The following is a 23,449-nucleotide window of genomic DNA, read 5'->3' on the forward strand; positions in this document are numbered from 1 at the left end:
GCATCGGCCGCCTCGCGCCATCTGAACTCTCAGGATACCCATGAGCTCATTGAATGTCATCCGCCTGCCGCTGATCTCCGCCCTGGCCCTTGCACTTGCCGCGTGCGACGGCTCCGGCGGGTCCGGAACCCCAATACCCGACGTCGCCTGCGCCGAGACCGGCCCCTATGCCTGCCGGACCGGCACGACTGAACCGCTGTACACCTTTCAGTGGGCGCTGAATTACAAGGACAGCTATTTCCAGGACTACCCGTCGGTGTTCGGCGGCGGCCTGGATCTGAACGTGGAACCCGTGCACCGCCAGGGCATAAAAGGCCAGGGCGTGCGCGTGATGGTGGTCGACTCGGGGGTGGACCTGCACACCGAGGACCTGGCACCCAATGCGGACCCGAGCCTGTCCTGGAATCTGGTCACCGACATGCCGGATCCCTATCCCACGGAACCCGCGACAACGCAGGGCCCTCATGGCACCGTCGTGGCCGGCATCATCGCGGCGGCACAGAACGGCAAGGGCGTGATGGGCATCGCGCCCTTGGCCAAGATCGGCGGCGTCAACTATCTCGAAAGTGATGAGGATGACCCGGGAGCCTGGGCGGCGTCGCTGGGAGGCGCGACGTGGTCCAGCGGAGCCGACATATTCAATGCGTCGCTGGGGATGGGCGCTGCTTTTGCTGTTCCTTACGATTCCGACGAAGACACCTACACCCCGGTCATCCGCGCCATGAAAAAGCTGCGCGATGGCAAGGGCGCGGTCTTTCTCAAGGCGGCCGGCAACGACTTCGACAGCCGGGTATGCGGCCTGAGCATCGGCTATTACGATTGCAGCAACCCATCCAACGACCAGATGGGGCCGCGTGAGCCCAACGCGATCACCGTGGCCGCCATCAACGCCCTTGGCGAGGCCAGCAGCTACAGCAGTGCCGGGTCGGTCATCTGGGTCAGTGGCATGGGCGGGGAATATGGCGAGGGCGGCACATACGGCGAGGTCGGTATCGGAGACTATAGCGGCCCGACCCTCTTCAGCACCGACCTGCGCGGCTGTGCGGTGGGCTACAGTTCCAAGACCGCTGAGACGCCCTTCCTGCGCGGTGAATCCCATCACAACGGCGTCCTCGACAACCGGGATTGCGATTACACCTACATGAACGGAACCTCGGCGGCGACGCCGACCATCGCGGGGGTGGCGGCGCTGATGCTCAGCGCCAACCCGGATCTGAGCTGGCGGGACGTGCGCGACATCCTGCGCATGTCCGCCCGCAAGGTCGATGCGGGCTACGTGTCGGCTTCGCCCCACCGGTTGGGGCTGTTTCCCTACGGGGCGCGCATGGACCTGGCCACCAACAAGCTGAGCACCCATCTGGGCGGCAAGGACGACATCCGGCCCGGCTCCACCGCCGTTCCCATTGACCTTGGCTGGCAAAAGAACGGCGCCGGCCACGAGCATTCGAACTGGTACGGCTTTGGCGTGCCCGACGCGGCCCGGGCCGTTGAGCTGGCGCGCGAATACAAGCGCGATCCCCAGTTGAGCCGCTTGCAGGACGTCAAGATTCCGCAGTTCGAGACGGTGAAGGTCTGGTATCAAGGCGACGACTATTTGGAGGACTACTATGAGGAATATCCTGGGAAACAAGGCGTGACAGACGCACAGTCGATGGCGTTTCCGTATCAGCGCGTCACGCTGCTGGGCACCCTGCAGTCGCCGGCGCAAGTCGTGGATTCATTCCAGGTCCGCCTAACCGGTAAAGACGTCTGCCTGGGCGCGGTGGGCATTGCGGTGCGCTCGCCGGCGGGCACGGTGTCGTTGCTGAAGCTGCCCAATGACGCCTTCCGTGCGGGTGAGACCGTGGAATTCGCTGATTACGCCGTGAACAGCGTGGCGTTCTACGGCGAAGAGGCGCAAGGGGAATGGCAGATTTACCTGATGGCGGCCAATCCCGACCTGCCCTTGGAGTTCGCCGTCAAGCTGCCTGACGGAAACTATAAGCCCTGGTTTTCGCAGTCGTGCTTTGGCGCGAAACCCCACCCGGCGAAATACTTCTTGGAAACGGAAGCCCGTATCATTGCGCAATAGCATCGCCTGAAATCAAAAAGGACACAGCATGAAATGGATGAACAGTTGGGCGAGCGGCCTCGCGATCGCGGTGCTGGCCTTGGGCGCCCAAGCGGCCGAACCCCTGGTGCCGGGCCAGAAGCTGCCCGCCGATCAGATTGCCGCCTACGGTGAGCTGCCGGTCTATGCCGTCGGCAAGCAGCGCTACCGCCTGTTGCCCCAAGCGGGGGCCGATGGCGCAAGCCTGTTGCTCGACGCCCAGGGCACCGTGCTCGGCAGCAAGAATGAAGTTTTGATCACAGGGGCGTCGGAAGCCGAGATCCGTGCAAGCACCGGGCCCGGCCCCGCGCCGGTATCGATCCAGTACTTCCAGGCCACCGGCATCGCGCTCGTGCGCTATGCGGACTTCCCCACGACGGTGGCCGCGCTGGAGCCGCTGCGGCAGCGCCTGCCCAGCGCCTCGGTGCGCCTGGCCATCAGCCATGGGGCGGCGCGGGCGTACTAATAAAAGTAGGGTGGGGCTCGACCTGGCGCGGCCCCGAAGGGCGCAGTCCTCGAAACACGTCCCATCGGTTCAGAAGTACACCGCTTCACATGAGTAGTTGTGGTTCGGTCGCAGAGGGTCAGGCTCCTGCCACTCCGTTCTTCATCGCTATCACTTCCGCCATGATGCTCACCGCAATCTCGGCGGGTGTCTTGCTTCCAATGAAGATGCCTACCGGGCTACGCAGCTTTTGCACCGACTCGGGCGTCTGGTCTAAGTGATCGATCATTCTTTGCCTGCGTGCGGCGCTGTTTTTTCTGGAGCCGATGGCGCCTACGTAAAATGCGTCGCTATGCAGCGCGGAAAGCAGGGCAAGGTCGTCCAGTTTCGGGTCATGCGTCAGGGCGATGATGCAAGTTCGAGCATTGGGAGCGAAGCCGTTCACGGCGTCGTCCGGCATGCCCGGCAGGATCTCCACGCCGGGCACGGACCACTGGCTGGCGTACTCGCTTCGGGGGTCGCAGACGGCCACCGAAAATCCGTTGAAAACCGCCATGGTCGCCAAGTATTCGGACAACTGCCCCGCGCCGATGATCAGCATACGGTAGCTGGGCCCGAATACGCTGCTCATCAAGGAGTCTGTGCGGGTCAAGGCCTGGGCGGCGTCGGCGGGTATGAGTCGGACCCGTCCGTCTTTCATGCTCAATTCTCGCTTGATCAGACGCCCTTGGTCGATGGATTCGAGCAGATCGGCCAGCAACGCCGGGTCGGGGTCGAATTCGGTAATCAGTTCTACTGTGCCGCCGCAGGGCAAGCCGAAGCGATGCGCTTCGTCGGCATCGATTCCGTATTTCAGGATTTGCGGAGTTCTGGGCCATGGATTCCCAGTATGCCGGTGGATGAGGTCGTCTTCGATACAGCCGCCCGACACAGAGCCGACCACGGCTCCGTCGTCGCGCATCGCCATGACGGAGCCGACGGGGCGTGGTGAAGAGCCCCAGGTATGCACGACGGTGATCAGCGCGGCGTGGCGATTTTCCTGGCGCCACTGGCATAGGCGGCGCAGCACCATGAAATCGGCGCTATCCATTTGGTATCTTCATCGTCGTAGCTCTGGGGTTGACACCTAACCCGCCAGTTGCGCCGCGCGCGAGATCAGCATGTGGCCGATCTCTTCGATGTGGCCTTCCAGCCGTTGGGTGGGGCCACCCACCAGCAGCGCATAGCATTCGGTGCCGAACCGGAACCCCACGGCGATGGCCGTAGTGTCCGATTGGTACTCGCCGATGGCGACGTGATAGCCGGCGGCTTCGCCATCCACGATGACCTGCTTCAGGCGATTGATGTCGGTGACGGTGCGATCCGAGTAGGCCACCAGCTTCAACTGCCGCAGCACCTTGTTCCGTTCTTCGCTGTCGATCAGGGCGAGCAGCGCCCGCCCGGAGGCGGCGCTGTGCATGGGCTTGATCTGGCCCGCATACGCCGAGAACCGCAAGGTACGGTCGGGCTCCACGACCTCCAGGTAGAGCACATGGTTTTCTTCGCGCTTGGCCAGGATGGCGGTTTCGCCTGTTTCGCTGCTGATGCGATGCAGGGTTTCGGAGGCCATCGACAAAATGGGGTCATGGCGCGTAATGGCCTCGCCCTGATCGCGCCAGCGCCGCGTGGGGTAATAGCCGTGATGCTTGCCCAGCCAATAAAGATAGCCTTGTTGCCTTAGCGTTTCCATCAGCGCATGGCCGCTCGACTTGGGCATGTCGAGCTCGGTGCATAGCCGCGCCAACGTTGCCGGCTCCATCGTCCGCGCAAAGAACTCCAACACATCCAACACGCGCACTGCGCTTTTGACGCCTGCCGTGCGTTCCGTCATGGCTTGAGGTGATTTCATTTCACTCCTGAACATTCATTCGACGCGACGCCCACGAGGGATTATTGGGTCTTGATGCCGGCGGCGTCGATCACTTTCTCATATATAGCAGATTCGCGATGCATGAAGGCTTCGAATTGCGCGGGTGTGCCGCCGACCACCTCGAAGCCTTGCTGCTCGAGCTTGCCTCGGAAGACGGGTTGCGCCATGACGTCGGAAACGGCTTTCTGAATCTGGTTCAGCACGGGTTGCGGCGTGTCGCGAGGCGCCACCAGGCCATACCAGGAGCCGATGTTCAAAGGCGTGAAGCCGCTTTCGGCCAGCGTGGGCGTATCGGGCAGGAGCGACGAACGCGCATTGGACATGATGGCCAGGGCCTGCAGCTTGCCGGCGCGCGCATGGGGTACGACTTCGGGCAGGTTGCCCATGGTGAAGGACACATGGCCCGAAACCACGTCGGTCAGCGCCGGTGCTTGGCCGCGGTAAGGTATGTGGGTGGCGTTGATGCCGATGGCCTGCTTCAGCATTTCGGCCCCCAGGTGCGACATGGTGCCGCTGCCGCCGGAAGAGTAGTCGAGCGCATCCGGTTGCGCCTTCGCGTGCGCGATGAATTCCGGCAGGGACGCGGGTAAGGAGGTCTTGGCGGCCAGCACGAACGGTACTGATGCAAGAAGTGACACGGGTTCGAAACTGGTGAACGCGTCGTACGGCAGGTCGTTGCGCAGCAGGGGGTTAGCGACGAAGCTGTTTGCGACGACACCCAGTGTGTAGCCGTCGGGCGCCGCCTTGGCGACGGAGGAAAGGCCGATCATGCCGCTTGCGCCATCGCGATTGTCGACCACTACGGCATGCCCCCAGCGTTCGCCCAACTCTTGCGCCACTTGGCGCGCCAAGCCATCCATGCTGCCGCCGACGGGGAAAGGCACGACGATGCGCACCGTCTTCGACGGATAGGCGCTATGGCCGCCTTCGGGCTGATTCGCGGCGTGGGCCGCCGTAATGCCGCAGGCCATGCCGAAGGCCAGCGCGGGCAGGGCTTTGATTACCGTACGTCGCTTTCCTGCTTTCTTCCTCATCAAGATCTCCTGTAACAAAAAGGAAAAAGAGGTCAGCCCCTCTGCGAGTCTGACCCCTTGTCATATATCCTCATACATGAACGAAAGTTCTCATGTGAGAATATATTAATCTTCTGAGCCGGACAGGGTCAAGCCGAAAAACAGCTTGACGGGCCGATTTCATCACTCTTAAAATATTCTTGTGTATGAATGATCGTTCTTATGTGTGAACTTAATAGTTTGCGAGGCTGCTCAGGCCGGGTTGTGATGGCTAGTCATCACGTGTAACTAGAGGGTGGAATGGATACGTTGAGTGAAGGTCGAACACTGCCATGGCAGCATGTGGTGACCGAAGAAGAGCTTTCGATTTATCAGGCGGCGGGGTTCGGCAAGCGGTTCCAAGGGGAAATCAGGCCGGCCTTGCTGGTGATCGATGTGCAGTACCGCTCGGTCGGGCACGAACGCCTGCCCATCATGGAGTCGATAAAGCGCGAATATCCGACCAGCTGCGGTGAATATGGCTGGCGCGCCGTGCCGCATATCGCGCGGCTCATTCAGGCGTTCCGGCAACGCAATCTGCCGGTCATCTTCCCGCATGTAGCCTACAAGGAAAACCACGATGGCCAGCGTTTTGCCGACAAGGCGCCGGGCATCATGTCCATACCAAGGCAGGGTTATGAGATGGTCAAGGAGTGCGCGCCGGAGCCGGGCGATATCCTGTTGCCCAAGCATCATGCCAGCGCCTTCTTCGGCACGCCGCTGGTCAGCTACCTGACCACCCAGAACGCCAACTGCGTCGTGGTCACGGGCACCACCACCAGCGGCTGTGTGCGCGCATCGGCGGTCGATGCGTCCTCTTATGGCTATCACGTCATCGTCCCGCACGACGCCGTCTTCGATCGGTCGCAAACTTCTCACGCGGTCAATCTGTTCGACATGAATAGCAAGTATGCCGACGTGATGTCCACCGACGAAATGCTGGCTTTGATACCGGCCGCTCAGGCGCGGGGGGCATGACCATGCAGCAAAAGAAGCATGTATTGATTGCCGGTGGCGGCATAGGCGGCTTGACGGCGGCGCTGGCCTTGCTGCGGCGAGGTTTCGATGTGTCGGTCTTCGAGCAGGCCCAGGAACTGAAGGAAATCGGCGCGGGAGTCCAGCTCGGGCCCAACGGCGTGCGTGTTTTGTATGAGCTGGGGCTCGAAGAGCCGGCCAAGCGCCTGGGCGTGGACGCGCAAGCCAAAGAGGTGCGTGTCTGGAATACAGGCAAGACGTGGCCGCTGTTCAATCTGGGCAAAGAGTCGATGGACCGCTACGGCGTTCCTTATTTAATGATGCACCGCGCAGACCTGCATTCCATGCTGCTCGAGGCCGTGCGTGAAATCAAGCCCGATGCGTGCATGGTCAACAGCCGGGTAGCCGGTTTCGAGCAGGATGCGGATGGCGTGACCTTGATCTTGCAGGACGGCAGACGCATCCGGGGCGACGTGCTGGTGGGCGCGGACGGCTTGCATTCGGCCACGCGCAAGGCCATGTTCGGCCCCGATCAGCCCAAGTTCACGGGCGGGTGCTGCTGGCGCGGCATCATCGACATCGAACGCCTGCCGGAGCATCTGCGCCGGCCCGTGGGCGTCAATTGGATCGGCCCCAATGGCCACGTGATTCTGTATCCGCTGCGGTCGGGGCGTTTGCTGAATTTTGTGGGCCACGTCGAGCGCGACGACTGGGCGGGCGAATCCTGGACCGAGGAAGGCAGCGTAGACGAACTGCGGGCCGACTATGCTGGTTGGCACAATGATATCCAGACCATCGTCGGCCAGATAGAAACCCCGTACAAATGGGCGTTGTTCCTGCGCGAGCCGCTGCCTCAGTGGACCAAGGGGCGCGTCACGCTGATGGGCGACGCTTGCCACGCCACGCTGCCTTACCTGGCACAAGGCGCCAACATGGCCATCGAGGACGGCATGGTGCTGGCCCGCGCCCTGAGCCAGTTCGACGACGTGCCGGAAGCGCTGCAGCGCTACGAAAAGGCGCGCAAGGAACGCACGACGCAAATCGTCAGGAAGTCGTCCGAGAATCTGGGCCGGTTTCACAACCATGCGCTGCTCAATCCCGACACGGCCGACGACTACGTCAATACGGAATGGGCATCGGAAAAGATACGGGATCGCTACGAATGGATTCTGTCTTACGACGCCGTGAATGTGCCGCTGGATTGACCCGCGTCGCCGCGTGCGGGCCACGTTTTGCATCAACCACTAGAAATGAAGGGTAAATCATGAAGAAGACGAAGAAAGCGATCGTCGCGGCGACCCTGTTCGCCGTCGGCGGCATCGCATTGGCGGGCAACGGCCCGGATGGCTATCCCAACGAACCCGTGCGCTTCGTTGTGTCGTTCGCACCGGGCGGGGGCACGGACCTGGTTGCGCGCCTGGTCGGGGCCGAGCTGTCCAAGCGCGTCGGGCAGACGGTGGTCGTCGAGAACAAGGCGGGCGCCAGCGGCATCATCGCAGCGCAGTACGTTGCGCGTGCAAAGCCCGACGGCTACACGCTATTGGTGGGAGGCAGCGGACCCATGGTCTTCAATCCCATCACGCAGAACAACTTGCCTTACGATCCGGTCAAGGATTTCGAGCCCGTCACCATCCTGGGTTCCTATCCACTGGTTATATTGGCGGGCGTCAAAGAGCCGTTCGATACCGTGAAAGACCTGGTCAAATATGCCAAGGAAAAACCAGGCGAACTCAATTACGGCTCGTTTGGTTATTCTTCGCAGGTGCCCACCGAATACTTCGCATCGATTGCCGACATCAAGCTGACCCAGATTCCGTACAAGGGTTCCTCGGAAGCGGCGCAGGCATTGCTCGCAGGGAATACGCAGCTTTTCAGCTCCGACATCGGTCCCGGCGCGCCGCTGGTCGCTTCGGGGCGGGCGAAGGCGCTGGCGGTGACATCCGCCGAACGCAATCCCATCCTGCCCGACGTGCCCACGCTTGCCGAGTCCGGCTACCCGGGTTTCGACTTCTCGCTGTATTCCGCCGTGGCAGCGCCCAAGGGTACCCCGGCCGCGATCACCGATTACCTGCAGAAGGAGCTGCACGCGGTCCTGCATTCTCCTGAAGTCACCGAGAAGCTGGGCACCATGGGCATCAAGCCCGAAGGCATGCCGCCGGCCGAAGCCGCCGCGCGCTATGCGCGTGAAGTCGAAATGTTCAGTCCCATCGTCGACAAGATGGGCCTCAAGGCCAACTGATTGTGAAACCAAGCGCTTTTGTCTATCGGCGTCCCGCCGGCATTGAAGAGGCACTGGAACTGCTGCGGCAGCATCCGGATGACGCCCGGGTCATTGCCGGTGGCCAGAGCTTGGTGCCGGCCATGAATCTGCGCATGGCCACGCCAGGCATGCTGGTGGACCTGGCCGGCGTCAAGGAGTTGTCAGCACTGGAACTCGACGGCGCCGGCAGGCTGGTCGCCGGCGCCATGGTCGCGCATAATCGATTCCTGCGCGATGAGCGTGTCAAATCGGGCTGGCCCGCCATCGGCCTGGCGGTACGGCATGTTGCCCATGAGCAGATCCGCAACCGGGGCACCATAGGCGGCAGCCTGTGCCACGCGGACCCCGCCGCCGAATGGGCGGCCGTCTGCCTGCTGCTGGATGCGGAAATGTCTTTGGCCGGCCCGCAAGGCGCACGCAGCGTCGCGGCCGACGACTTTGTCAGGGGCGTCTACGAGACGGCGCTCAAACCCGGCGAAATACTGAGCCGTATACGTTTTCCGGCTCCGCTGGGCAGGTGGCGCTGGGGCTTCCATGAAATCGCCCGTCGGCGGGGGGACTTCGCCCTGGCGGGTGCCTTAGTCGGGTTGAATGTCGACGAGAACGACGTGGTGCAGGCGGGAAGACTGGTCGTGTTTGCCGTGGAAGACCGGGCGCGGCGCCTGGATGCGGCGCTGTCCACCCTGATCGGACGCGGCATTGCCGACATCGACACCGAGCTCATCGGCTTGTCGGCCGCGGCATCGGTCGACCCGCGCTCCGACATGCATGCCAGCGCGGACCAGCGCTGCCATCTGGTGCACAGCTGCGTTACCCATGCGCTGGCCGGGGCTGGGGTCAGACCCGCCGGGTCTGACCCCTCGACGCCCACTTGGAGCAATCAATGAATGAAACCCACAGCATAGACCTGGTGGTGAACGGCCAGATGGTCTCGCGCCAGGTGCCCGCCCGCCTGCTGCTGGCGGATTTTCTGCGCCAGGATCTTGGTTTGACGGGAACCCACGTCGGTTGCGAACACGGTGTCTGTGGCGCGTGCACGATATTGCTGAATGGCGAGACCGTGCGCGCCTGCCTGATGTTCGCCGTTCAGGCGCAGGGCTGCGAGCTCACGACCATAGAAGGCCTGACGCCCGATCAAGGGCTGTCCCCGCTGCAACAGAGCTTTTGCAGCCATCATGCGATGCAGTGCGGCTTCTGCACGCCGGGCATGGTCGTGACCGCCGAAGCCTTTCTGGCGCGCGGCGAACCGATCGATGCGGAGTCGGTACGGGAGGCCATGTCCGGCAATATCTGCCGATGCACAGGATACCTGTCCATTGTCGACGCGGTCATGGAAGAGGGCCGGCGCCGCAGCCCGGGATCACCGTCGACATCGACAGGTCAGGCGCGAAATGAAGATGAATAGCAATGAAATGATCGGCCAGGCAGTGCCCCGCCGCGAAGCGCCTCGCTTTGTCAGCGGCCGTGGCCATTATGTGGACGACTTGCGTCGGCCGGGCATGGTCTACGCCCGCGTCGTGCGCTCGCCCGTTGCCCATGGTTTGATACGCGGCATCGACACGGCCGAAGCGGCATCGATGCCGGGTGTACTGGCGGTGGTGACGGGCGCCGATATCGCAGATCTGCTCAAGGAGATTCCGCAGCGTACCTGCCCTTTGCCGGGCATGGAGCATTTCCTGCAGAAGCCGCTGGCGGTCGATCGGGTGCGCTACGTGGGCGAGCCGATCGCCGTGGTCGTGGCAGAAGACGCCTATCTGGCCGAGGATGCGGCCGAGCGGGTCGTGCCCGATATCGAGTCCCTGCCTCCCGTTGTCGACGCCCAAGTGGCACTGCGCGACGAGACCCTGCTGCATCCCGAGCAAGGCAGCAACAGCTCGACGTCCTATCAAGTGGGCTTTGGAGACGTCGAGCAAGCATTCGATCAGGCCCATCTGGTCGTGCAGGAACGCTTCTATGTGCACCGGCACAGCGCCGCGCCGCTGGAATGCCGGGGGCTGGTCGCCGAATGGGACGCGTCCCTGGAACACATGACGGTGTGGGGCGCGGCCAAGGTTCCTTTCGCGAACCGGCGCATTCTGGCGGACATGCTGGCGCTGCCGCTCGAACGCGTCGACATGCTCGAATGCGACGTGGGAGGCAGCTTTGGCGTGCGGGGCGACTTCTATCCGGAAGACTTTCTCATCCCGTATCTGGCGCGCCAAGTCGGGCGGCCGGTCAAATGGATAGAAGACAGGCGCGAGAGCCTGATGGCGCTGAACCATTCGCGCGAAACCTATTGCGACCTGGCCCTGGCCTTCGACCGCGACGGTACGATGCTCGGCATGCGCGGCACCATGGTCGCCGACAATGGCGCCTATGTCCGGACGAACACGGGGGTGATGGCGGGCAAGGGCACGCAGTTCCTGCCCGGGCCGTACCGCATTGCGGCAACATCGTTCCAGGTCCGTTCGGTCTGCACCAATAAAACGCCCGCCGGCACATATCGCGGCCCGGGCCGCTACGAATCGACCTTCTTTCGCGAGCGGCTCATCGACATCGCGGCGGCCAGGCTGGGCATGGATCCGGTCGCGATCCGGGCCGCCAACCTGATCCTGCCCGGCCAGATGCCTTACGATGCGGGCGCGCTGGTGCCCGGCATGGGCCCCGCCGTCTACGATTCGGGACAATACCCGCAGGTGCTCGATCACGCCTTGAAGGCGTTCGACTGGGCGCGGCGCAGCCGGCGTTCGGGCACGCTGCAAGATGGCCGCTACATCGGCCTGGGCCTGGCTTGCTTCGTCGAGTCCACCGGCGGCGGGCCGGGCGAGCACGCGCGCCTTACGCTGCGCCACGACGGCTGCTTCGACCTGGCGCTGGGCGCATCCAGCGCCGGGCAGGGGCATGAAACATCCATGGCCCAGGTGCTGGCCGAATGCCTCGACGTCCCCATGGAGGCCGTGCGCGTGCACCACGGTTCCACCACGCTGCTCGACACGGGCTTCGGCGCCTACCACAGCCGCAGCGCGGTCATGAGCGGGGCCGCCACGCACGAGGCGGCGCGCCTGATGCGCGCGCGCTTGATCTCTCGCGGCGCGCAAAGGCTGGGTCGCGACGAAGACTCGCTGGCGTGGCGCAACGGCTGTGTGGTGGACGCCCGCGACGGCGCCACGCTGCTGACCCTGGCGCAGCTGGCCGAAGGCATTCCCGGCCATGCCGATGCGACCGAGCGCGGTGAAGTCGAGGTCAACGCCAAGTTCATGTCGGATCAGCTTACCTACACTTTCGGCGTGCAGCTGGCCGAGGTGGCGGTCGATCCCGGCACCGCGCAGGTCGAGGTCCTGGACTACTACTGCGTCGAGGACCTTGGCCGCGTCATCAATCCCGAGATCGTGCATGGCCAGACCATAGGCGCAGCGGTGCAGGGGTTGGGCGGCACATTGCTGGACGAGTTCATCTACGACGGCAGCGGGCAGCTGCTGACGGGCACGTTTGCCGACTACCTGCTGCCCACGAGCACGGATTTTCCCGTGGTGCGCGGCGACACGCTGGAGCTGGCCCGCTCGCCCAGCAATCCGCTGGGCGTCAAGGGAGCGGGCGAGGGCGGCATCATTGCGACCGGCGCCGCCATTGCCAATGCGGTCTCGTCGGCGCTTGCCGGCGCAGGGGTGTCGGTCACGGCGCTTCCCATATCCATGAAGAACTTGGCGGCGCTGCTGGAGCAGGCACGCAACAAAGAGAAAGGTGAAGAAATGAAGGTGCAGGGCGATTACCTGTTGAGCGCCGGCCGCGACCGGGTGTGGGCGGCCTTGATGGACCCGGAAGTCTTGAAGGCGTCCATACCCGGATGCCAAAGCATGGCCGAGACGGCTCCCCATGCCTACGAGATGGTGGTCAAGTCCAGCATCGGGCCGGTCAGCGTGCGCATGAAATCGGTGATGCAGATGCTGGATATCGTCGAGCAAAGCTCATACCGCCTGGTGGTGCAGGGCAATGCCGGCCCGGCCGGCTTCGCCAAGGGGGAAATCCGCATCCGCATCAGCGATGCCGAGTCCAACGGCACACGCCTGGACTACGAAGCCTCCGGCGACATAGGCGGGAAACTGGCGCAAGTCGGTGCGCGCCTGGTGGAAGGCGTCGTCGCGAAGATGACGGCGCAGTTCTTCCAGAACTTCCAGAAGCGGCTTGGCGAGCCCGCCGCAGCGCCGATGGCTGCGCCGGTCGGTGCGCAGGCGCTGCAGCCATCGATCTGGCCGACCTGGCCCATGGTGCCTTGGCTGATCGCGGCGGCTTCACTGGGGGCGGCCGCGACATCCTTGATCATGTGCGCGATGCGAGGCTGAGGCGATGTCGAATCAGCATATCGATGGCGGCCATTTCAGGGCCAATGGCATCCGGCAGCATTACCTGCGCTGCAAGGGTCAGGGCGCACCGGTGGTGATCGTGCCGGGCATCGTCAGCCCCGCGGCTTTATGGATGCACGTGGCGGAAGCCCTGGCGGACGACGGGCACGATGTCTGGGTGGTGGACGTGCGCGGCCGAGGGCTCAGCGAACAGGGGCCGCAATTGGATTATGGGCTGGATGTCTGCGCCGACGATCTGCAGGCTTTCCTGGCCGCTGCCGGCCTGCAGTCCCCCGCGGTCGTCGGGCACTCGATGGGCGCCCGCATCGGGGCGCGTCTCGCGGCCCGGTCCACCGCCATCGGGTCCCTGATCATGCTGGACCCGCCCGCCAGCGCGCCCGGCACACGGCCCTATCCGATTCCCGCCGAGCGCACCATTGCCATGGTGGAGGCGGCGCGGCGCGGCGAAGGCGACGCCTACCTGCGCCGACCGGGCGTTGCGCCATGGCCCGAGCCCTTGCTGCGGCAGCGCGCCCAATGGATGGCAAGCTGCGATCCGCGCGTCATCGAGGCTGCCTACCGCGACTTCCATGAGCAGGACATCTACGACGACGTGGCGCGCGCGAACTGCGAGGTCACGCTGGTCGTGGCGACGGCCAGCGGCGTCATCAATCAGGAAGAATTGGCCAGGTTTCAACAGAGCCGGCCGGATTTGCGGGTGGTGCGCGCCGAAGGCGCCGCGCACCAGCTTCAGGCCGAGAACACAGACTTATGCCTGCGCGTATTGCGGCAGGTTCTACCGAAGGGAGTGCGGCAAGCATCATGACGTCATCAACAGTGGATTTTGATCTGGTCGAATTGTTCCTCGAGGAACTGCGGCTGTGCAAGGTAAGCGAAGGCGAGCAGGTGGCCATCTTGAATGCCGGCACGGAATGGTCGGATTATGTGCAGGCCCTGCTCAAGGCGGCGGAACGCCTGGGTGCGCAGGCCTTCAATGTGACCGTCCAGCGCGACCAGACCTTGAAGGCGGCCGTGCAAGGACGCCATCCGTTCGCCGGCAGGGAGCTGGTGCTGGATATGCTCAAGCGCTGCGACATGGTCATCGACCTGGTGGGCTTGCTGTTCTCGCGCGAACAGCTGGACATGCAGAAAGCGGGCGTGCGCATACTACGCATCATGGAACCGCCCAATGTGTTGCGCGCCATGTTTCCCACGCGCGAGCTGGCCAAGCGCGTCGAGCGGGGACGCGAGATCCTGATGCAGGCTCGCCGCATGCACATCACGTCGCGGTTCGGCACCGACATCACCTATGAACTCGGCCAGTATCCGGTCATGTCCGAGTACGGCTATACCGACGAACCCGGCCGCTGGGACCACTTCCCTTCAGGCTTCGTATTCACCCAAGGCAATGACGGTGAGGTCAACGGCACCGTCGTGCTGCGCCAGGGCGACATACTGGCCGCGTTCAAACGCTATCTGCAGTCCGACGTCATCCTCACCGTCGAACGGGGCTACGTCACTAAGGTGGAAGGCTCCGGCATGGACGCCGACCTGCTGCGCACCTACGTGGCCGGCTTCAACGACCCGCGCGCCTATGCCATTTCGCACATAGGCTGGGGCATGAACGACGCCGCGCGCTGGTATCACTTCGAGGCCACCCGCCGGCTGCACGAAGAGCACGTCATGAATGCGCTTTCCTTCTACGGCAACGTGCTTTTCTCGCTCGGCCCCAATGTGGAGCTGGGCGGCGACAACGATACTGCCTGCCACATGGACATCCCGATGCGTGGCTGCAGCCTTACCCTGGACGGCACCGAAATCGTCCGCGACGGCGACATCGTTCACCCCGAGTTGAAAGTTGACCGCGCCGTCAACCCGCCGGCGTTTTGATGCTAGGTTCAGGCCCGAATTAGCGAAGTTGCTATAGGGGCCGGTTTTAGCCATGGCATGGCGCGGCCTGACACGGCTTGAGTTTGCTACGCCCGGGTAGTTCCCGCAGTGGCCATTTCATCCGCCGCAGCCACTCCCGCGCCGTGATCCAAGCCATGATGGCAGCCTGACATTCACTTTCAGGGAGGCCTTCATGAGCGAGCGCGATGCCGCCTACCGGCGCGCGGGCGGCCTGCCCGATGCGAACCTGGCGGGGCTGCTTTTTCGGCTGGAGCACAGCACGGCCAGCACAGCACGGCCATTGAGCAAATCCCGGAAATACTGCACAGTTTGATGGACGCGGTGCCCCAGGTCACGAGTTTGCAGGAGCTTGTCATGTTGATCAGTGAGAAGCCGGGCATGTGGGCCCGGCAGCGGAAGCGCGAGGGGATCTTGAAGGGGCGCAAGGAAGGGCGCGAAGAGGGGTTTCGAGAAGGCCGCCAGGAAGGCTTCTGGGAAGGTCGTCAGGAAGGCCAAGCGGCGCTGCTGGAACGCCTGCTCATCCGCAAATTCGGTCCCTTGTCCGCTACCTAGGCCTGCTGCCCTGTATCGTGATGCGGTGCATTTCACGCCGCTCGCCTGGATAATCGTTGATGGCATAGTGCATGGTGCAGCGATTGTCCCAAAAAGCGATGGAGCCTTTCTGCCAGCGGAACCGGCACGTGTTCTCGGGCTTGGTGCTGTGCTCGTACAGATAATTGAGCAAGGGAAGGCTTTCCTCGCGCGACATTCCTTCAAATGCAAGGGTAAAGGGGCGATTGATGAACAGGCATTTGCGTCCGGTTTCCTCGTGCGTTCGTACGACCGGGTGCACGACATGGTTGACGCCTACGGATTCCAGCAGCTTGGTGGATCGCCCCGCGTTGCGGGCGGCGATGTTGCCGGTCAGGTATTCATTCGTATGGACCGCTTGCATGCCGTCCAGCATGCCCTTCATGCTGTCCGAGAGCGTCTCGTAGGCGCGGTACAGGTTGCACCATAAGGTGTCGCCGCCCACGGTGGGTATTTCCCGTGCATAAAGCACCGAGCCCAGAGGCGGCGTTTCCTGGTAGGTTTCATCGGTATGCCAGGTGTCCCCGATAATGCCGGTGTCCGTGGCTTCTTTGATGACGGGCATGATCTGCGGGTGAGAATCCAGGGTCTTGTAGACCGGACTCGTGCTGATCTCGCCAAATTGGCGCACGAAGGCGATGTGTTCTTCCTTCGTCAGTTCCTGGTCGCGAAAGAAGATCACACAGTGATCCAGCAGGCACTGGCGCACGTCCACAAGCACAGCCGCGGAAAGCGGCTTGGACACATCCAGCCCAAGAATTTCTGCGCCGATGGTGCCAGTCAGCTTTCTGATTTCCATGATTTAGTCCTCCGTTGGTTTATATCTCAAAGATATCCACGGTAATATAATTAATCTGTTATTTCAGTGTCTAATACTGTTTTAACCCTTTATTGATATCGGCACAGAATAAATGATCGATATAAAGCGGCTGCGGTATTTCTTGGCGGTAGCGGAAGAGCAGCACTTCAGCCGCGCAGCGGAACGGCTCGGCATCAGCCAGCCGCCTCTTAGCGAGCACATCCAGGCGCTGGAACGCGATCTGGGCACCACGCTGTTCCATCGCACCACGCGCAGCGTGACGCTCAGCGAGGACGGGCTGATTTTCCTGCCGCATGCGCGCCGCATCCTTGCCGACATAGACCAGTGCGCGGAGGTCATACGGAACGCCCGCTGGGAGAAGATGCACGCGCTTCGCATCGGCGTCCTGCACGCCCATGCCTATACTTTTTTGCCGCAGCTGCTTGCGGCATGGGTCGATACGCAAAAGGACGCAAGGCTGAGCCTGGTGGAGCATGCGACTCAGGATCAGACCAGCGTGGTGACGGCGGGGCACGTCGACCTGTCGTTCGTGCGTGAGCCCATACATGAAGAAGACCTTCGGGTAACCAGGATTTTTTCGGAACCCTACTGGATCGCCATGCCCCAGCAATGGGCAACCAGAAATCGCGACGCGGTCTCGATCACCGAGCTCCAGAATTGCCCGATGATCGGCTTTCCAAGCCATCATGCCAGCGGCAGCACGCGCGCGCTGTTCCGCGACATGCTCATAAAGCACAAGGTAAAAACCGGCGACTTCTTGCAGGTGAAAACCATGCATGCCGCCTTGGCGCTCGTGGCGGCGAAGCAAGGGTTTTCTCCTGTGCCGCGCTCGCAGCACAAGCTTGCGCTGTATGGGGTGAAGTACCTGCCGCTGGAAGAGCCGGCCCCGCAATTGTCGGTCGGCATCGCGCGCAAGCATCAAAGCAGCAATCCGCTGGTCGAGACCTTCATTGATTTCTGCGTCCGGTATTTCGATGACCCGCATGACGCCGCGGCCGGTCCCGAAGCGGGATAGACAAGCCGGCAGATTGATAGGCTAGCCTTTGCCAATCGGCGTCTAAAAATGTATTAGAAGGCTGCCGCTCCTATGATACCGTTGATATTCGCTCGAATCCTTGATTCAAATCATGACGAAGCGATCCAGCTTGCATCCGTCGACATCACGGTGCCGCTGGCAAAAAAACGTTTAGGAGACATTTTCATGAAGAACAATTCGTTGAAGCTCAAGCTCGCGTTGGCCTGTGCATTGAGCGTGGTCCCATGCATTGCGGCGCATGCGCAAAACGGCAACGCCGACAAATGGCCGGCGCGCTCCATCACATGGGTGGTTGGCTACGCCGCCGGCGGCACGACCGACGTCGTCGCCCGAACCATAGCCAAAGTGGCGTCCGAGCAATTGGGGCAATCGATTGTCGTCGTGAACCAGCCCGGGGCCAACAGCAACATTGGCGCGGTCGCGGTAAAGCGTGAAAAGCCGGACGGCTATACCTATTACGTGGGCAGCGGCGCGAACGCGATCAACCGTACGTTCTACAAGAATCCAGGCTACGACATCGTCAGTGATTTTGCGGCGGTCTCCTTGTTCGGAACCGTCCCCAATTTGCTCGTGGTCAATCCGAAGCTGCCCATCAAGACCGTGCAGGAATACATCGACTATGCCAAGGCGAACCCCGGCAAACTGACTTGCGGCTCGTCGGGTCCGGGCTCTTCGATTCACATGTCCTGTGAGCTCTTCCAGCTCGAGACCAAGACCGAGCTCCTGCATGTTCCCTTCAATGGCAGCGGGCCGGCCATGACGGCGCTGCTGGGCGGGCAGATAGACTCCGTCTTCGACAACATGCCCACGGTCATGCCGAACGTCGATGCCGGCAAGTTGCGGCCGCTGGGCGTGACCACGGCCGAGCGCTGGCCTTCCCGGCCCGACATCCCTTCGCTCAGCGAGTCCGGTGTGCCCGGCTTCGCGGTGAAAACGTGGTTTGGCCTGTTCGCTCCCGCCGGGACGGATGCCAGCATCGTCCGGCGAATGAACGCCGCGGTGAACGCCGCGCTTGCCGACAAGGCGACGCATGAAATTTTGGTCAGCCGGGGCCTGGGCATCCCGCCGGCGCCCAACGAGCCTGAAGAATTCGCGCAACTGGTTCGAGCCGACGTCGATAAATGGGCGAAGGTCGTCGAAGCTTCAGGCGCTCGGGCAGACTGAACATGAAGAATCAGCGGACCATCCTCATCACGGGGGCAAGCCGGGGCATAGGCTTGGCCGTCGCGAACAGGGCCCACCAAGACGGCCATATTGTCGTCGGTCTGGCACGCTCGGTGCCCGCTGCGCCTTTCCCCGGCGCGTTTTACCGGGCAGATCTTGCCGATGCCGGCGAAACCCGCCTCGTCCTGGAGCGGATCAGCGCGGAGTTTCAAATAGATGCCGTCGTGAATAACGCGGGGCTGACTACCTCCAGCACCATAGAGGAAACGTCTGTGGACGAGCTGGAGCGCATCCTCGCAGTGAACGTCCGTGCGCCTTTGCAAGTCGTGCAGGCTTGCCTGCCGTCCATGATCCGCTCGAAACGCGGCTCGATCGTCAATATTTCGAGCCGCGCCGCATTGGGCATGCCGCGCCGTAGCGCATACTCCGCCGCCAAATCCGGCTTGGTCGGCTATACGCGCACTTGGGCGCTGGAACTCGGCAAGCATGGCATTATCGTCAACGCCGTTGCGCCGGGGCCGGTAGAGACCGAGCTATACCGCAACAACAATCCCATGAGCCAGGAAGAACGGCGGGCACTGGCGGACCGCATTCCCGTGCGCCGGCTGGGGCGGCCGGAAGACATCGCCGGAACGGTTGCGTTCTTTCTGTCGGACGATGCCCGCTACGTCACCGGGCAGGTGCTTTACGCCTGTGGCGGGCTGTCCATCGGCGCCGCACCCACATGAACATATTCTGGAAGGCATGAAAAATGGTCAGCAAGCACAGCGTCGCGCTCGTGACGGGCGGGGCCGGCCGTATCGGCCGGGCCATCGGCAAACGGCTGGCGCAAAATGGGCATCGCATCGTTTTGCTTGACGTATCGGACGGCGTGCATTCGGCGGCGCAAGAGCTGAACGGCATGTCGATCAATGCGCGCTCGGTGCAAATCGACATCACTGACAGCGAGGCGGTCCAAAGCCTTCCCGATCGCCTGGGCGATTGGTGGGAGCACCTGTCGATACTGGTGAACAATGCCGGTATTTCCCCGAAGACCGACGGCGCCAAGCGTCCAGTCATCGACATGCCGTTGAGCGAGTGGAACCAAGTGATGGCGGTCAACCTCACGGGCACCTTCCTGGTAACGCAGACATGCCTGCAGGCGATGCGCCACCGGAAATCCGGCCGCATCATCATGATCGCCAGCCAGGCTGCGCGCACGCGGACAGCCGTGCCGGGCGCGCACTACCAGGCCAGCAAGGCCGGCATGGTGGGGTTCGCCCGTGTACTGGCGGCGGAAGCCGCGCCATACGGCATAACGGTGAATTGCGTCGCGCCCGGCCGGATCGAATCGGACATGACCGCCGCTGTGGATGACGGCACCAACAGCAAGCTGGCCAACGCAATACCCATTTCTCGCATGGGAACCCCCGAAGAGGTCGCCGCCGCTGTGGCATACTTGGCCTCCGAAGAGGCAAGCTACTCTACCGGGGCCATCATCGATGTGAACGGCGGCAGCTTCATGCCTTGAATGTCGAATGAGGCGACAGGCCGTCCAAAGCGCCGGCCTCGCTACAACAGAGGCGCATCGATGGCACGCTCATCAACCAACGCTTGGACACCCCCCTTGGAACTCCCCAGCGGCCTCGGCGCGGAGCAGCGCGTGGCGGAAATGCTCGCCGATATCCAGCGGCATAACGGCGGGGCCAATGTATATCTGTCGCTTTGCGGCACGGCCCTCGAAGAAGCGCGTGCAAGCGACGCCCGGCACGCCGCCGGCGCCGTGCTGGGGCCGCTGGATGGTGTCGTGGTTTCGGTCAAGGACAATATCGATGTGGCCGGCTTGGCCACCACCGCCGGACTCGGTTTCCGCCGCCATGCCGTCGCCCGCGACGACGCGGTCGCCGTGGCGCGCTTGCGCGCCGCCGGTGCGGTCATTCTCGGAAAAACCAATATGCACGCGGCGGCTTTCGGGGCGACGAACCACAATGCCGACTTCGGAGACTGCGCCAATCCGGCTCATCCCGGCCGGGTGGCGGGCGGTTCCAGCGGCGGCGCGGCCGCCAGCATCGCGGCGGGCTGGGCCGACCTGGCGCTGGGTACGGACACCATGGGTTCGGTGCGCATACCGGGCAGCTATTGCGGCGTGGCGGCCGTCAAGCCCAGTTACGGGCGGATCAGCCCTCGCGGGTCGGTGCCTCTTTGCCGGCAATTGGACCATATCGGTTTGCTCGGCCGGCATGCGGCAAGTCTGCGGCCCGCCTTGGCGGCGGTAGGCGGGTTTGATCCCGCCTGCGCCGATTCGCGCCTGTGGCCCGATGCGCCCGCCGCTCGGCCCATGCGCGCATTGCGCGCGCCAACGGCGCTGCACGGCCTGGATATCGAGCCCGAAGTGTGGGATGCGTTTCAATCCGCGATTGCGCAGCTGGAAGCCGCGGGCATGGCCGTGCATCGTTTCGAGGCGCAAGCCGATGGCTTGACGCCGCTGCGGCGGGCCGGGCTGCTGCTATGCGAGGCCGAGCTGTTATGGACGTATCGAGAGGAATGGGCCGAGCATCCGGACCAATTTCCGAAGGATATGGCCGCCGCTTTGCGTTGGGTGGAAGATCGCAAGCCGGCGGACTTCGCCCGCGCCTGGGCCAAGGCGGCAGACGCCGTCTTGCTGTGGCGGGCATGGCTGGCCGACGCGGACGCCTTGTTGCTGCCGGCGGTGGGCCAGCGGGCTTTCGGCTATAAAAGCGCGGTGCCCACGCAGCAGGCCGACCTGACGCTGCTGGCCAATTTCGTTGGCGCGCCGGCAGCCGTGCTGCCCATCCCGGCGGTCGATGGGCAGCCGATGACCGGGCTGCAAATAATGGCCGCGCCCGGCGCGGACTTCGCATTGCTGGATTTTGCCGAGCGCGTGGAAGGGGTTTTGAACTCAGGGCCTGCAAAGGCCTGATCCAAAGCCCGGATCAGTCATTTCCGTCCCGCCAGTTCCATCCCGGCGATATACCCGAACGTCAGGGCAGGCCCCAAGGTGATGCCGGCGGCGGGATATTCGCCGCCCATGATGCTGGCGGCATCGTTGCCCACCGCGTACAGGCCTTCGATGGCGGCGCCCGACTGGGTCAGGACCCGGGTACGTTCGTCGGTGACCAGGCCGGCAAAGGTGCCGATGTCGCCGATGGTCAGCCGGATGGCGTAGAACGGTCCTTTTTCCACGGGCGCAATGCACGGGTTGGGCGTATTGGCCGGGTCGCCCTGGAAGCGGTTGTAAGCGCTGCTGCCTCGGCCGAAATCGGGATCTTCGCCGTGGCGGGCGCCTTGATTGAATCGCGCTATCGTGGCTTCCAGCGCGGCGGCATCCACGCCGATTTCACGGGCGAGGGCGCTTATGGTGGACCCGCGCCGCAGGTATCCGCTGCGCAAATGCCGGCCTATGGGCATGGGAAAAGGGGCGACGCGGCCCAGCCCGTAGCTGCGCAGCGTCTTGTGATCGCAGATCAGCCAGGCGTGGACCTCGTCTTGGTCTTTGCAGGCGGCTGTCATGTCCTGCGCAAAGTCATGATATGAATTGCTTTCGTTCGTGAAGCGCACGCCCCGCGCGGTAACGGCGATGACACCCGGCTTGGCCCGATCGATGAAATGGGGCATGACGCCGAGCGATCCGTCGGGCCGGTTCATGATCGACACCGGCACCCAGGCTGCGGCATGAGGAATGGTCTGATCCACATGCCCGCCCGCCGCTACGCCCAGGCGCAGCCCGTCTCCCGTGTTGGCGGCCGGCGATGGCGAGTGGTGGCCATAGCCGTTGCGCACGTGGGGAAACAGCGCGCCGCGCCGCTCCGTGTCGTGAGGGAAGCCGCCGCAAGCCAGGACCACGCCCCGGCGGGCGGTGATCTGCACACGCGTGCCCTCATGGTCGACGATGGCGCCTTCCACCCTCGATCCTTTATGAAGCAAACCGACGGCGGGCGTGGAGAGCCAGATGGGGATGTCCAGATCCAGGGCGGACTTGGCCAGCCGCCCGGCCAGTGCGTTGCCGTTGGTCAAGCCCATGCCCCGGCCGTATCGGACGACGTCGATGGCATGCCGGGCCAGGCGCCGGCAGACATAGCGGAACGAAACCCAGGATTTGAAGGCGCGCATGAAATGCCTGATGTCTTCGCCCGAAGCGAGCATCATTCCCAGGACCGTCAATTCGGGCAGGGGCGGTGCGAGTTTCTGGATGAAAGGGCCCAGTTCCTTGCCCGACAAGGGGCGGGTGACCATGGAGCGGCCGCCCTGGACTCCCCCCGGCGCCTCGGCATGATAGTCGGGGAAGACCGCCGGCATGTCGAACCGCAGAGATGTGCGGGTGGTGAAGAACTCTACGGCCTGCGGGCCTTTTTCCAGAAATGCATCGACGCGAGGACCATTGAAGTGCGTGCCGGCCTGGTGCTGCAGATAAGCCCTTGCGGCGCCGGGCGGTTCGATGATGCCTTGTTCGGTTGCGAGCCGGGTGCCCGGTATCCACAGCCAGCCGCCCGACCTTGCCGTGGTGCCGCCATATTGCGCGGATTTTTCCACGACCAGCACCTCCAGGCCGTGGAAGGCGGCTGTGATGGCGGCCGACATGCCGGATGCACCGGAACCGATGACCAGGACGTCGCACTGATAAGGTGAAGAGGGATGTTCCATAGCTCACTCCAGCTGTTTATTTATTATTAACTAATAAGTTAGTCTAATTCTAATTATGCACCAAGAGCCTTGCAAGGCTAAAACGTGTCTGGAATGAATGCACATCAAGGATATGAAGCTTTTTCATGGCTAGGGAAAACCCTTTTGCTCATATGATTAGTCAGTAGCAAAATCAATTGACAATAACAAATTTGAGCCGTAGAGTAAAAAAACGCGAGGACGCCCGCGCGAAAACCACGAAATCCACCAGGAGACAAA

22 protein-coding genes are annotated in these 23,449 nt (G+C 63.0%); 17 read left to right on the forward strand and 5 right to left on the reverse strand.

What is annotated here, in order from left to right; all coding sequences use genetic code 11:
• The first annotated feature begins 40 nt into the window (after window positions 1-40).
• Entirely contained in the window at window positions 41-2,071 is a 2,031-nt protein-coding gene (locus tag H0A72_RS10105; protein WP_180154969.1) for a S8 family serine peptidase, read from the forward strand.
• Between the two features lie 28 nt (window positions 2,072-2,099).
• Window positions 2,100-2,555, forward strand: a complete 456-nt coding sequence (locus H0A72_RS10110) for a hypothetical protein (protein WP_180154970.1) — start codon at window positions 2,100-2,102, stop codon at window positions 2,553-2,555.
• Window positions 2,556-2,673: 118 nt separating this feature from the next.
• On the opposite strand, the gene H0A72_RS10115 is transcribed toward H0A72_RS10110, so the two are convergent.
• From H0A72_RS10115 to H0A72_RS10125, 3 genes are read right to left on the reverse strand one after another with little or no spacing between them, the layout of a single operon-like run.
• On the reverse strand, window positions 2,674-3,624 hold the full coding sequence (locus H0A72_RS10115) for an XdhC family protein (RefSeq protein ID WP_180154971.1): 951 nt from the start codon (window positions 3,622-3,624) through the stop codon (window positions 2,674-2,676).
• A gap of 36 nt (window positions 3,625-3,660) precedes the next feature.
• Window positions 3,661-4,422: an IclR family transcriptional regulator gene (locus H0A72_RS10120; RefSeq protein ID WP_180154972.1), complete on the reverse strand. Its 762-nt coding sequence runs from the start codon at window positions 4,420-4,422 to the stop codon at window positions 3,661-3,663.
• A gap of 41 nt (window positions 4,423-4,463) precedes the next feature.
• The gene (locus tag H0A72_RS10125) at window positions 4,464-5,477 is read right to left on the reverse strand and encodes a Bug family tripartite tricarboxylate transporter substrate binding protein (protein ID WP_180154973.1); all 1,014 of its coding nucleotides are present in this window, start codon (window positions 5,475-5,477) and stop codon (window positions 4,464-4,466) included.
• 279 nt (window positions 5,478-5,756) lie between these two features.
• Between H0A72_RS10125 and H0A72_RS10130 the strand changes: the two genes are divergently transcribed.
• The 10 genes from H0A72_RS10130 to H0A72_RS10175 all read left to right on the forward strand — a co-directional run bounded on the left by H0A72_RS10130 (window position 5,757) and on the right by H0A72_RS10175 (window position 15,512).
• Window positions 5,757-6,473, forward strand: coding sequence for an isochorismatase family protein (locus H0A72_RS10130; protein ID WP_180154974.1), 717 nt, complete (start codon window positions 5,757-5,759; stop codon window positions 6,471-6,473).
• The gene (locus H0A72_RS10135; protein ID WP_180154975.1) at window positions 6,470-7,675 is read left to right on the forward strand and encodes an FAD-dependent monooxygenase; all 1,206 of its coding nucleotides are present in this window, start codon (window positions 6,470-6,472) and stop codon (window positions 7,673-7,675) included. The genes H0A72_RS10130 and H0A72_RS10135 overlap by 4 nt, the downstream gene beginning before the upstream one ends.
• Window positions 7,676-7,734: 59 nt before the next feature.
• On the forward strand, window positions 7,735-8,709 hold the full coding sequence (locus tag H0A72_RS10140) for a Bug family tripartite tricarboxylate transporter substrate binding protein (RefSeq protein WP_180154976.1): 975 nt from the start codon (window positions 7,735-7,737) through the stop codon (window positions 8,707-8,709).
• 2 nt (window positions 8,710-8,711) lie between these two features.
• Window positions 8,712-9,617, forward strand: coding sequence for an FAD binding domain-containing protein (locus H0A72_RS10145; protein ID WP_180154977.1), 906 nt, complete (start codon window positions 8,712-8,714; stop codon window positions 9,615-9,617).
• Window positions 9,614-10,135 carry a (2Fe-2S)-binding protein gene (locus H0A72_RS10150; protein WP_180154978.1) on the forward strand — a complete coding sequence of 174 codons (522 nt, stop codon included), beginning with the start codon at window positions 9,614-9,616 and terminating at the stop codon, window positions 10,133-10,135. The genes H0A72_RS10145 and H0A72_RS10150 overlap by 4 nt, the downstream gene beginning before the upstream one ends.
• The gene (locus H0A72_RS10155) at window positions 10,128-13,049 is read left to right on the forward strand and encodes a xanthine dehydrogenase family protein molybdopterin-binding subunit (RefSeq protein WP_180154979.1); all 2,922 of its coding nucleotides are present in this window, start codon (window positions 10,128-10,130) and stop codon (window positions 13,047-13,049) included. The genes H0A72_RS10150 and H0A72_RS10155 overlap by 8 nt, the downstream gene beginning before the upstream one ends.
• 4 nt (window positions 13,050-13,053) lie before the next feature.
• Window positions 13,054-13,875: an alpha/beta fold hydrolase gene (locus tag H0A72_RS10160; protein ID WP_180154980.1), complete on the forward strand. Its 822-nt coding sequence runs from the start codon at window positions 13,054-13,056 to the stop codon at window positions 13,873-13,875.
• The gene (locus H0A72_RS10165) at window positions 13,872-14,939 is read left to right on the forward strand and encodes a 2,5-dihydroxypyridine 5,6-dioxygenase NicX family protein (protein ID WP_180154981.1); all 1,068 of its coding nucleotides are present in this window, start codon (window positions 13,872-13,874) and stop codon (window positions 14,937-14,939) included. Before H0A72_RS10160 ends, H0A72_RS10165 begins: the two co-directional genes overlap by 4 nt.
• 193 nt (window positions 14,940-15,132) lie before the next feature.
• The gene (locus tag H0A72_RS10170) at window positions 15,133-15,273 is read left to right on the forward strand and encodes a hypothetical protein (RefSeq protein WP_180154982.1); all 141 of its coding nucleotides are present in this window, start codon (window positions 15,133-15,135) and stop codon (window positions 15,271-15,273) included.
• Between the two features lie 41 nt (window positions 15,274-15,314).
• The gene (locus H0A72_RS10175; protein ID WP_180154983.1) at window positions 15,315-15,512 is read left to right on the forward strand and encodes a hypothetical protein; all 198 of its coding nucleotides are present in this window, start codon (window positions 15,315-15,317) and stop codon (window positions 15,510-15,512) included.
• On the opposite strand, the gene H0A72_RS10180 is transcribed toward H0A72_RS10175, so the two are convergent.
• Complete coding sequence (locus H0A72_RS10180; protein ID WP_180154984.1) at window positions 15,505-16,329, reverse strand: TauD/TfdA dioxygenase family protein; 825 nt, start codon at window positions 16,327-16,329, stop codon at window positions 15,505-15,507. The genes H0A72_RS10175 and H0A72_RS10180 overlap by 8 nt on opposite strands.
• Before the next feature lie 112 nt (window positions 16,330-16,441).
• Here H0A72_RS10180 and H0A72_RS10185 point away from each other — a divergent pair, with 112 nt between their 5' ends.
• The 5 genes from H0A72_RS10185 (at window position 16,442) to H0A72_RS10205 (ending at window position 21,470) form a co-directional block, all read left to right on the forward strand.
• Window positions 16,442-17,365 carry a LysR family transcriptional regulator gene (locus H0A72_RS10185; protein WP_180154985.1) on the forward strand — a complete coding sequence of 308 codons (924 nt, stop codon included), beginning with the start codon at window positions 16,442-16,444 and terminating at the stop codon, window positions 17,363-17,365.
• 186 nt (window positions 17,366-17,551) lie between these two features.
• Complete coding sequence (locus tag H0A72_RS10190; protein WP_180154986.1) at window positions 17,552-18,550, forward strand: Bug family tripartite tricarboxylate transporter substrate binding protein; 999 nt, start codon at window positions 17,552-17,554, stop codon at window positions 18,548-18,550.
• A gap of 2 nt (window positions 18,551-18,552) precedes the next feature.
• Complete coding sequence (locus H0A72_RS10195; RefSeq protein WP_281494231.1) at window positions 18,553-19,278, forward strand: SDR family oxidoreductase; 726 nt, start codon at window positions 18,553-18,555, stop codon at window positions 19,276-19,278.
• 23 nt (window positions 19,279-19,301) lie between these two features.
• Window positions 19,302-20,060: an SDR family oxidoreductase gene (locus H0A72_RS10200; RefSeq protein ID WP_180154988.1), complete on the forward strand. Its 759-nt coding sequence runs from the start codon at window positions 19,302-19,304 to the stop codon at window positions 20,058-20,060.
• Window positions 20,061-20,156: 96 nt separating this feature from the next.
• Window positions 20,157-21,470 (forward strand): amidase, encoded by a 1,314-nt coding sequence (locus H0A72_RS10205; protein ID WP_180154989.1) that lies wholly within the window; start codon window positions 20,157-20,159, stop codon window positions 21,468-21,470.
• 17 nt (window positions 21,471-21,487) lie between these two features.
• Here the strand turns inward: H0A72_RS10205 and H0A72_RS10210 are convergent, their stop codons facing one another.
• Entirely contained in the window at window positions 21,488-23,191 is a 1,704-nt protein-coding gene (locus H0A72_RS10210) for an FAD-dependent oxidoreductase (protein WP_180154990.1), read from the reverse strand.
• Between the last annotated feature and the right edge of the window lie 258 nt (window positions 23,192-23,449).

The organism is Parapusillimonas granuli, from assembly GCF_013416525.1.
GTDB lineage: Bacteria > Pseudomonadota > Gammaproteobacteria > Burkholderiales > Burkholderiaceae_B > Parapusillimonas > Parapusillimonas granuli.

Bases quoted from the DNA above. Each gene is read 5' to 3' on its own strand.
- H0A72_RS10105 (WP_180154969.1), top strand. From the start codon at position 41: ATGAGCTCATTGAATGTCATCCGCCTGCCGCTGATCTCCGCCCTGGCC.
- H0A72_RS10110 (WP_180154970.1), top strand. From the start codon at position 2,100: ATGAAATGGATGAACAGTTGGGCGAGCGGCCTCGCGATCGCGGTGCTG.
- H0A72_RS10115 (WP_180154971.1), bottom strand. From the start codon at position 3,624: ATGGATAGCGCCGATTTCATGGTGCTGCGCCGCCTATGCCAGTGGCGC.
- H0A72_RS10120 (WP_180154972.1), bottom strand. From the start codon at position 4,422: ATGAAATCACCTCAAGCCATGACGGAACGCACGGCAGGCGTCAAAAGC.
- H0A72_RS10125 (WP_180154973.1), bottom strand. From the start codon at position 5,477: ATGAGGAAGAAAGCAGGAAAGCGACGTACGGTAATCAAAGCCCTGCCC.
- H0A72_RS10130 (WP_180154974.1), top strand. From the start codon at position 5,757: ATGGATACGTTGAGTGAAGGTCGAACACTGCCATGGCAGCATGTGGTG.
- H0A72_RS10135 (WP_180154975.1), top strand. From the start codon at position 6,470: ATGACCATGCAGCAAAAGAAGCATGTATTGATTGCCGGTGGCGGCATA.
- H0A72_RS10140 (WP_180154976.1), top strand. From the start codon at position 7,735: ATGAAGAAGACGAAGAAAGCGATCGTCGCGGCGACCCTGTTCGCCGTC.
- H0A72_RS10150 (WP_180154978.1), top strand. From the start codon at position 9,614: ATGAATGAAACCCACAGCATAGACCTGGTGGTGAACGGCCAGATGGTC.
- H0A72_RS10155 (WP_180154979.1), top strand. From the start codon at position 10,128: ATGAATAGCAATGAAATGATCGGCCAGGCAGTGCCCCGCCGCGAAGCG.
- H0A72_RS10160 (WP_180154980.1), top strand. From the start codon at position 13,054: ATGTCGAATCAGCATATCGATGGCGGCCATTTCAGGGCCAATGGCATC.
- H0A72_RS10165 (WP_180154981.1), top strand. From the start codon at position 13,872: ATGACGTCATCAACAGTGGATTTTGATCTGGTCGAATTGTTCCTCGAG.
- H0A72_RS10170 (WP_180154982.1), top strand. From the start codon at position 15,133: ATGAGCGAGCGCGATGCCGCCTACCGGCGCGCGGGCGGCCTGCCCGAT.
- H0A72_RS10175 (WP_180154983.1), top strand. From the start codon at position 15,315: ATGTTGATCAGTGAGAAGCCGGGCATGTGGGCCCGGCAGCGGAAGCGC.
- H0A72_RS10180 (WP_180154984.1), bottom strand. From the start codon at position 16,329: ATGGAAATCAGAAAGCTGACTGGCACCATCGGCGCAGAAATTCTTGGG.
- H0A72_RS10185 (WP_180154985.1), top strand. From the start codon at position 16,442: ATGATCGATATAAAGCGGCTGCGGTATTTCTTGGCGGTAGCGGAAGAG.
- H0A72_RS10190 (WP_180154986.1), top strand. From the start codon at position 17,552: ATGAAGAACAATTCGTTGAAGCTCAAGCTCGCGTTGGCCTGTGCATTG.
- H0A72_RS10195 (WP_281494231.1), top strand. From the start codon at position 18,553: ATGAAGAATCAGCGGACCATCCTCATCACGGGGGCAAGCCGGGGCATA.
- H0A72_RS10200 (WP_180154988.1), top strand. From the start codon at position 19,302: ATGGTCAGCAAGCACAGCGTCGCGCTCGTGACGGGCGGGGCCGGCCGT.
- H0A72_RS10210 (WP_180154990.1), bottom strand. From the start codon at position 23,191: ATGGAACATCCCTCTTCACCTTATCAGTGCGACGTCCTGGTCATCGGT.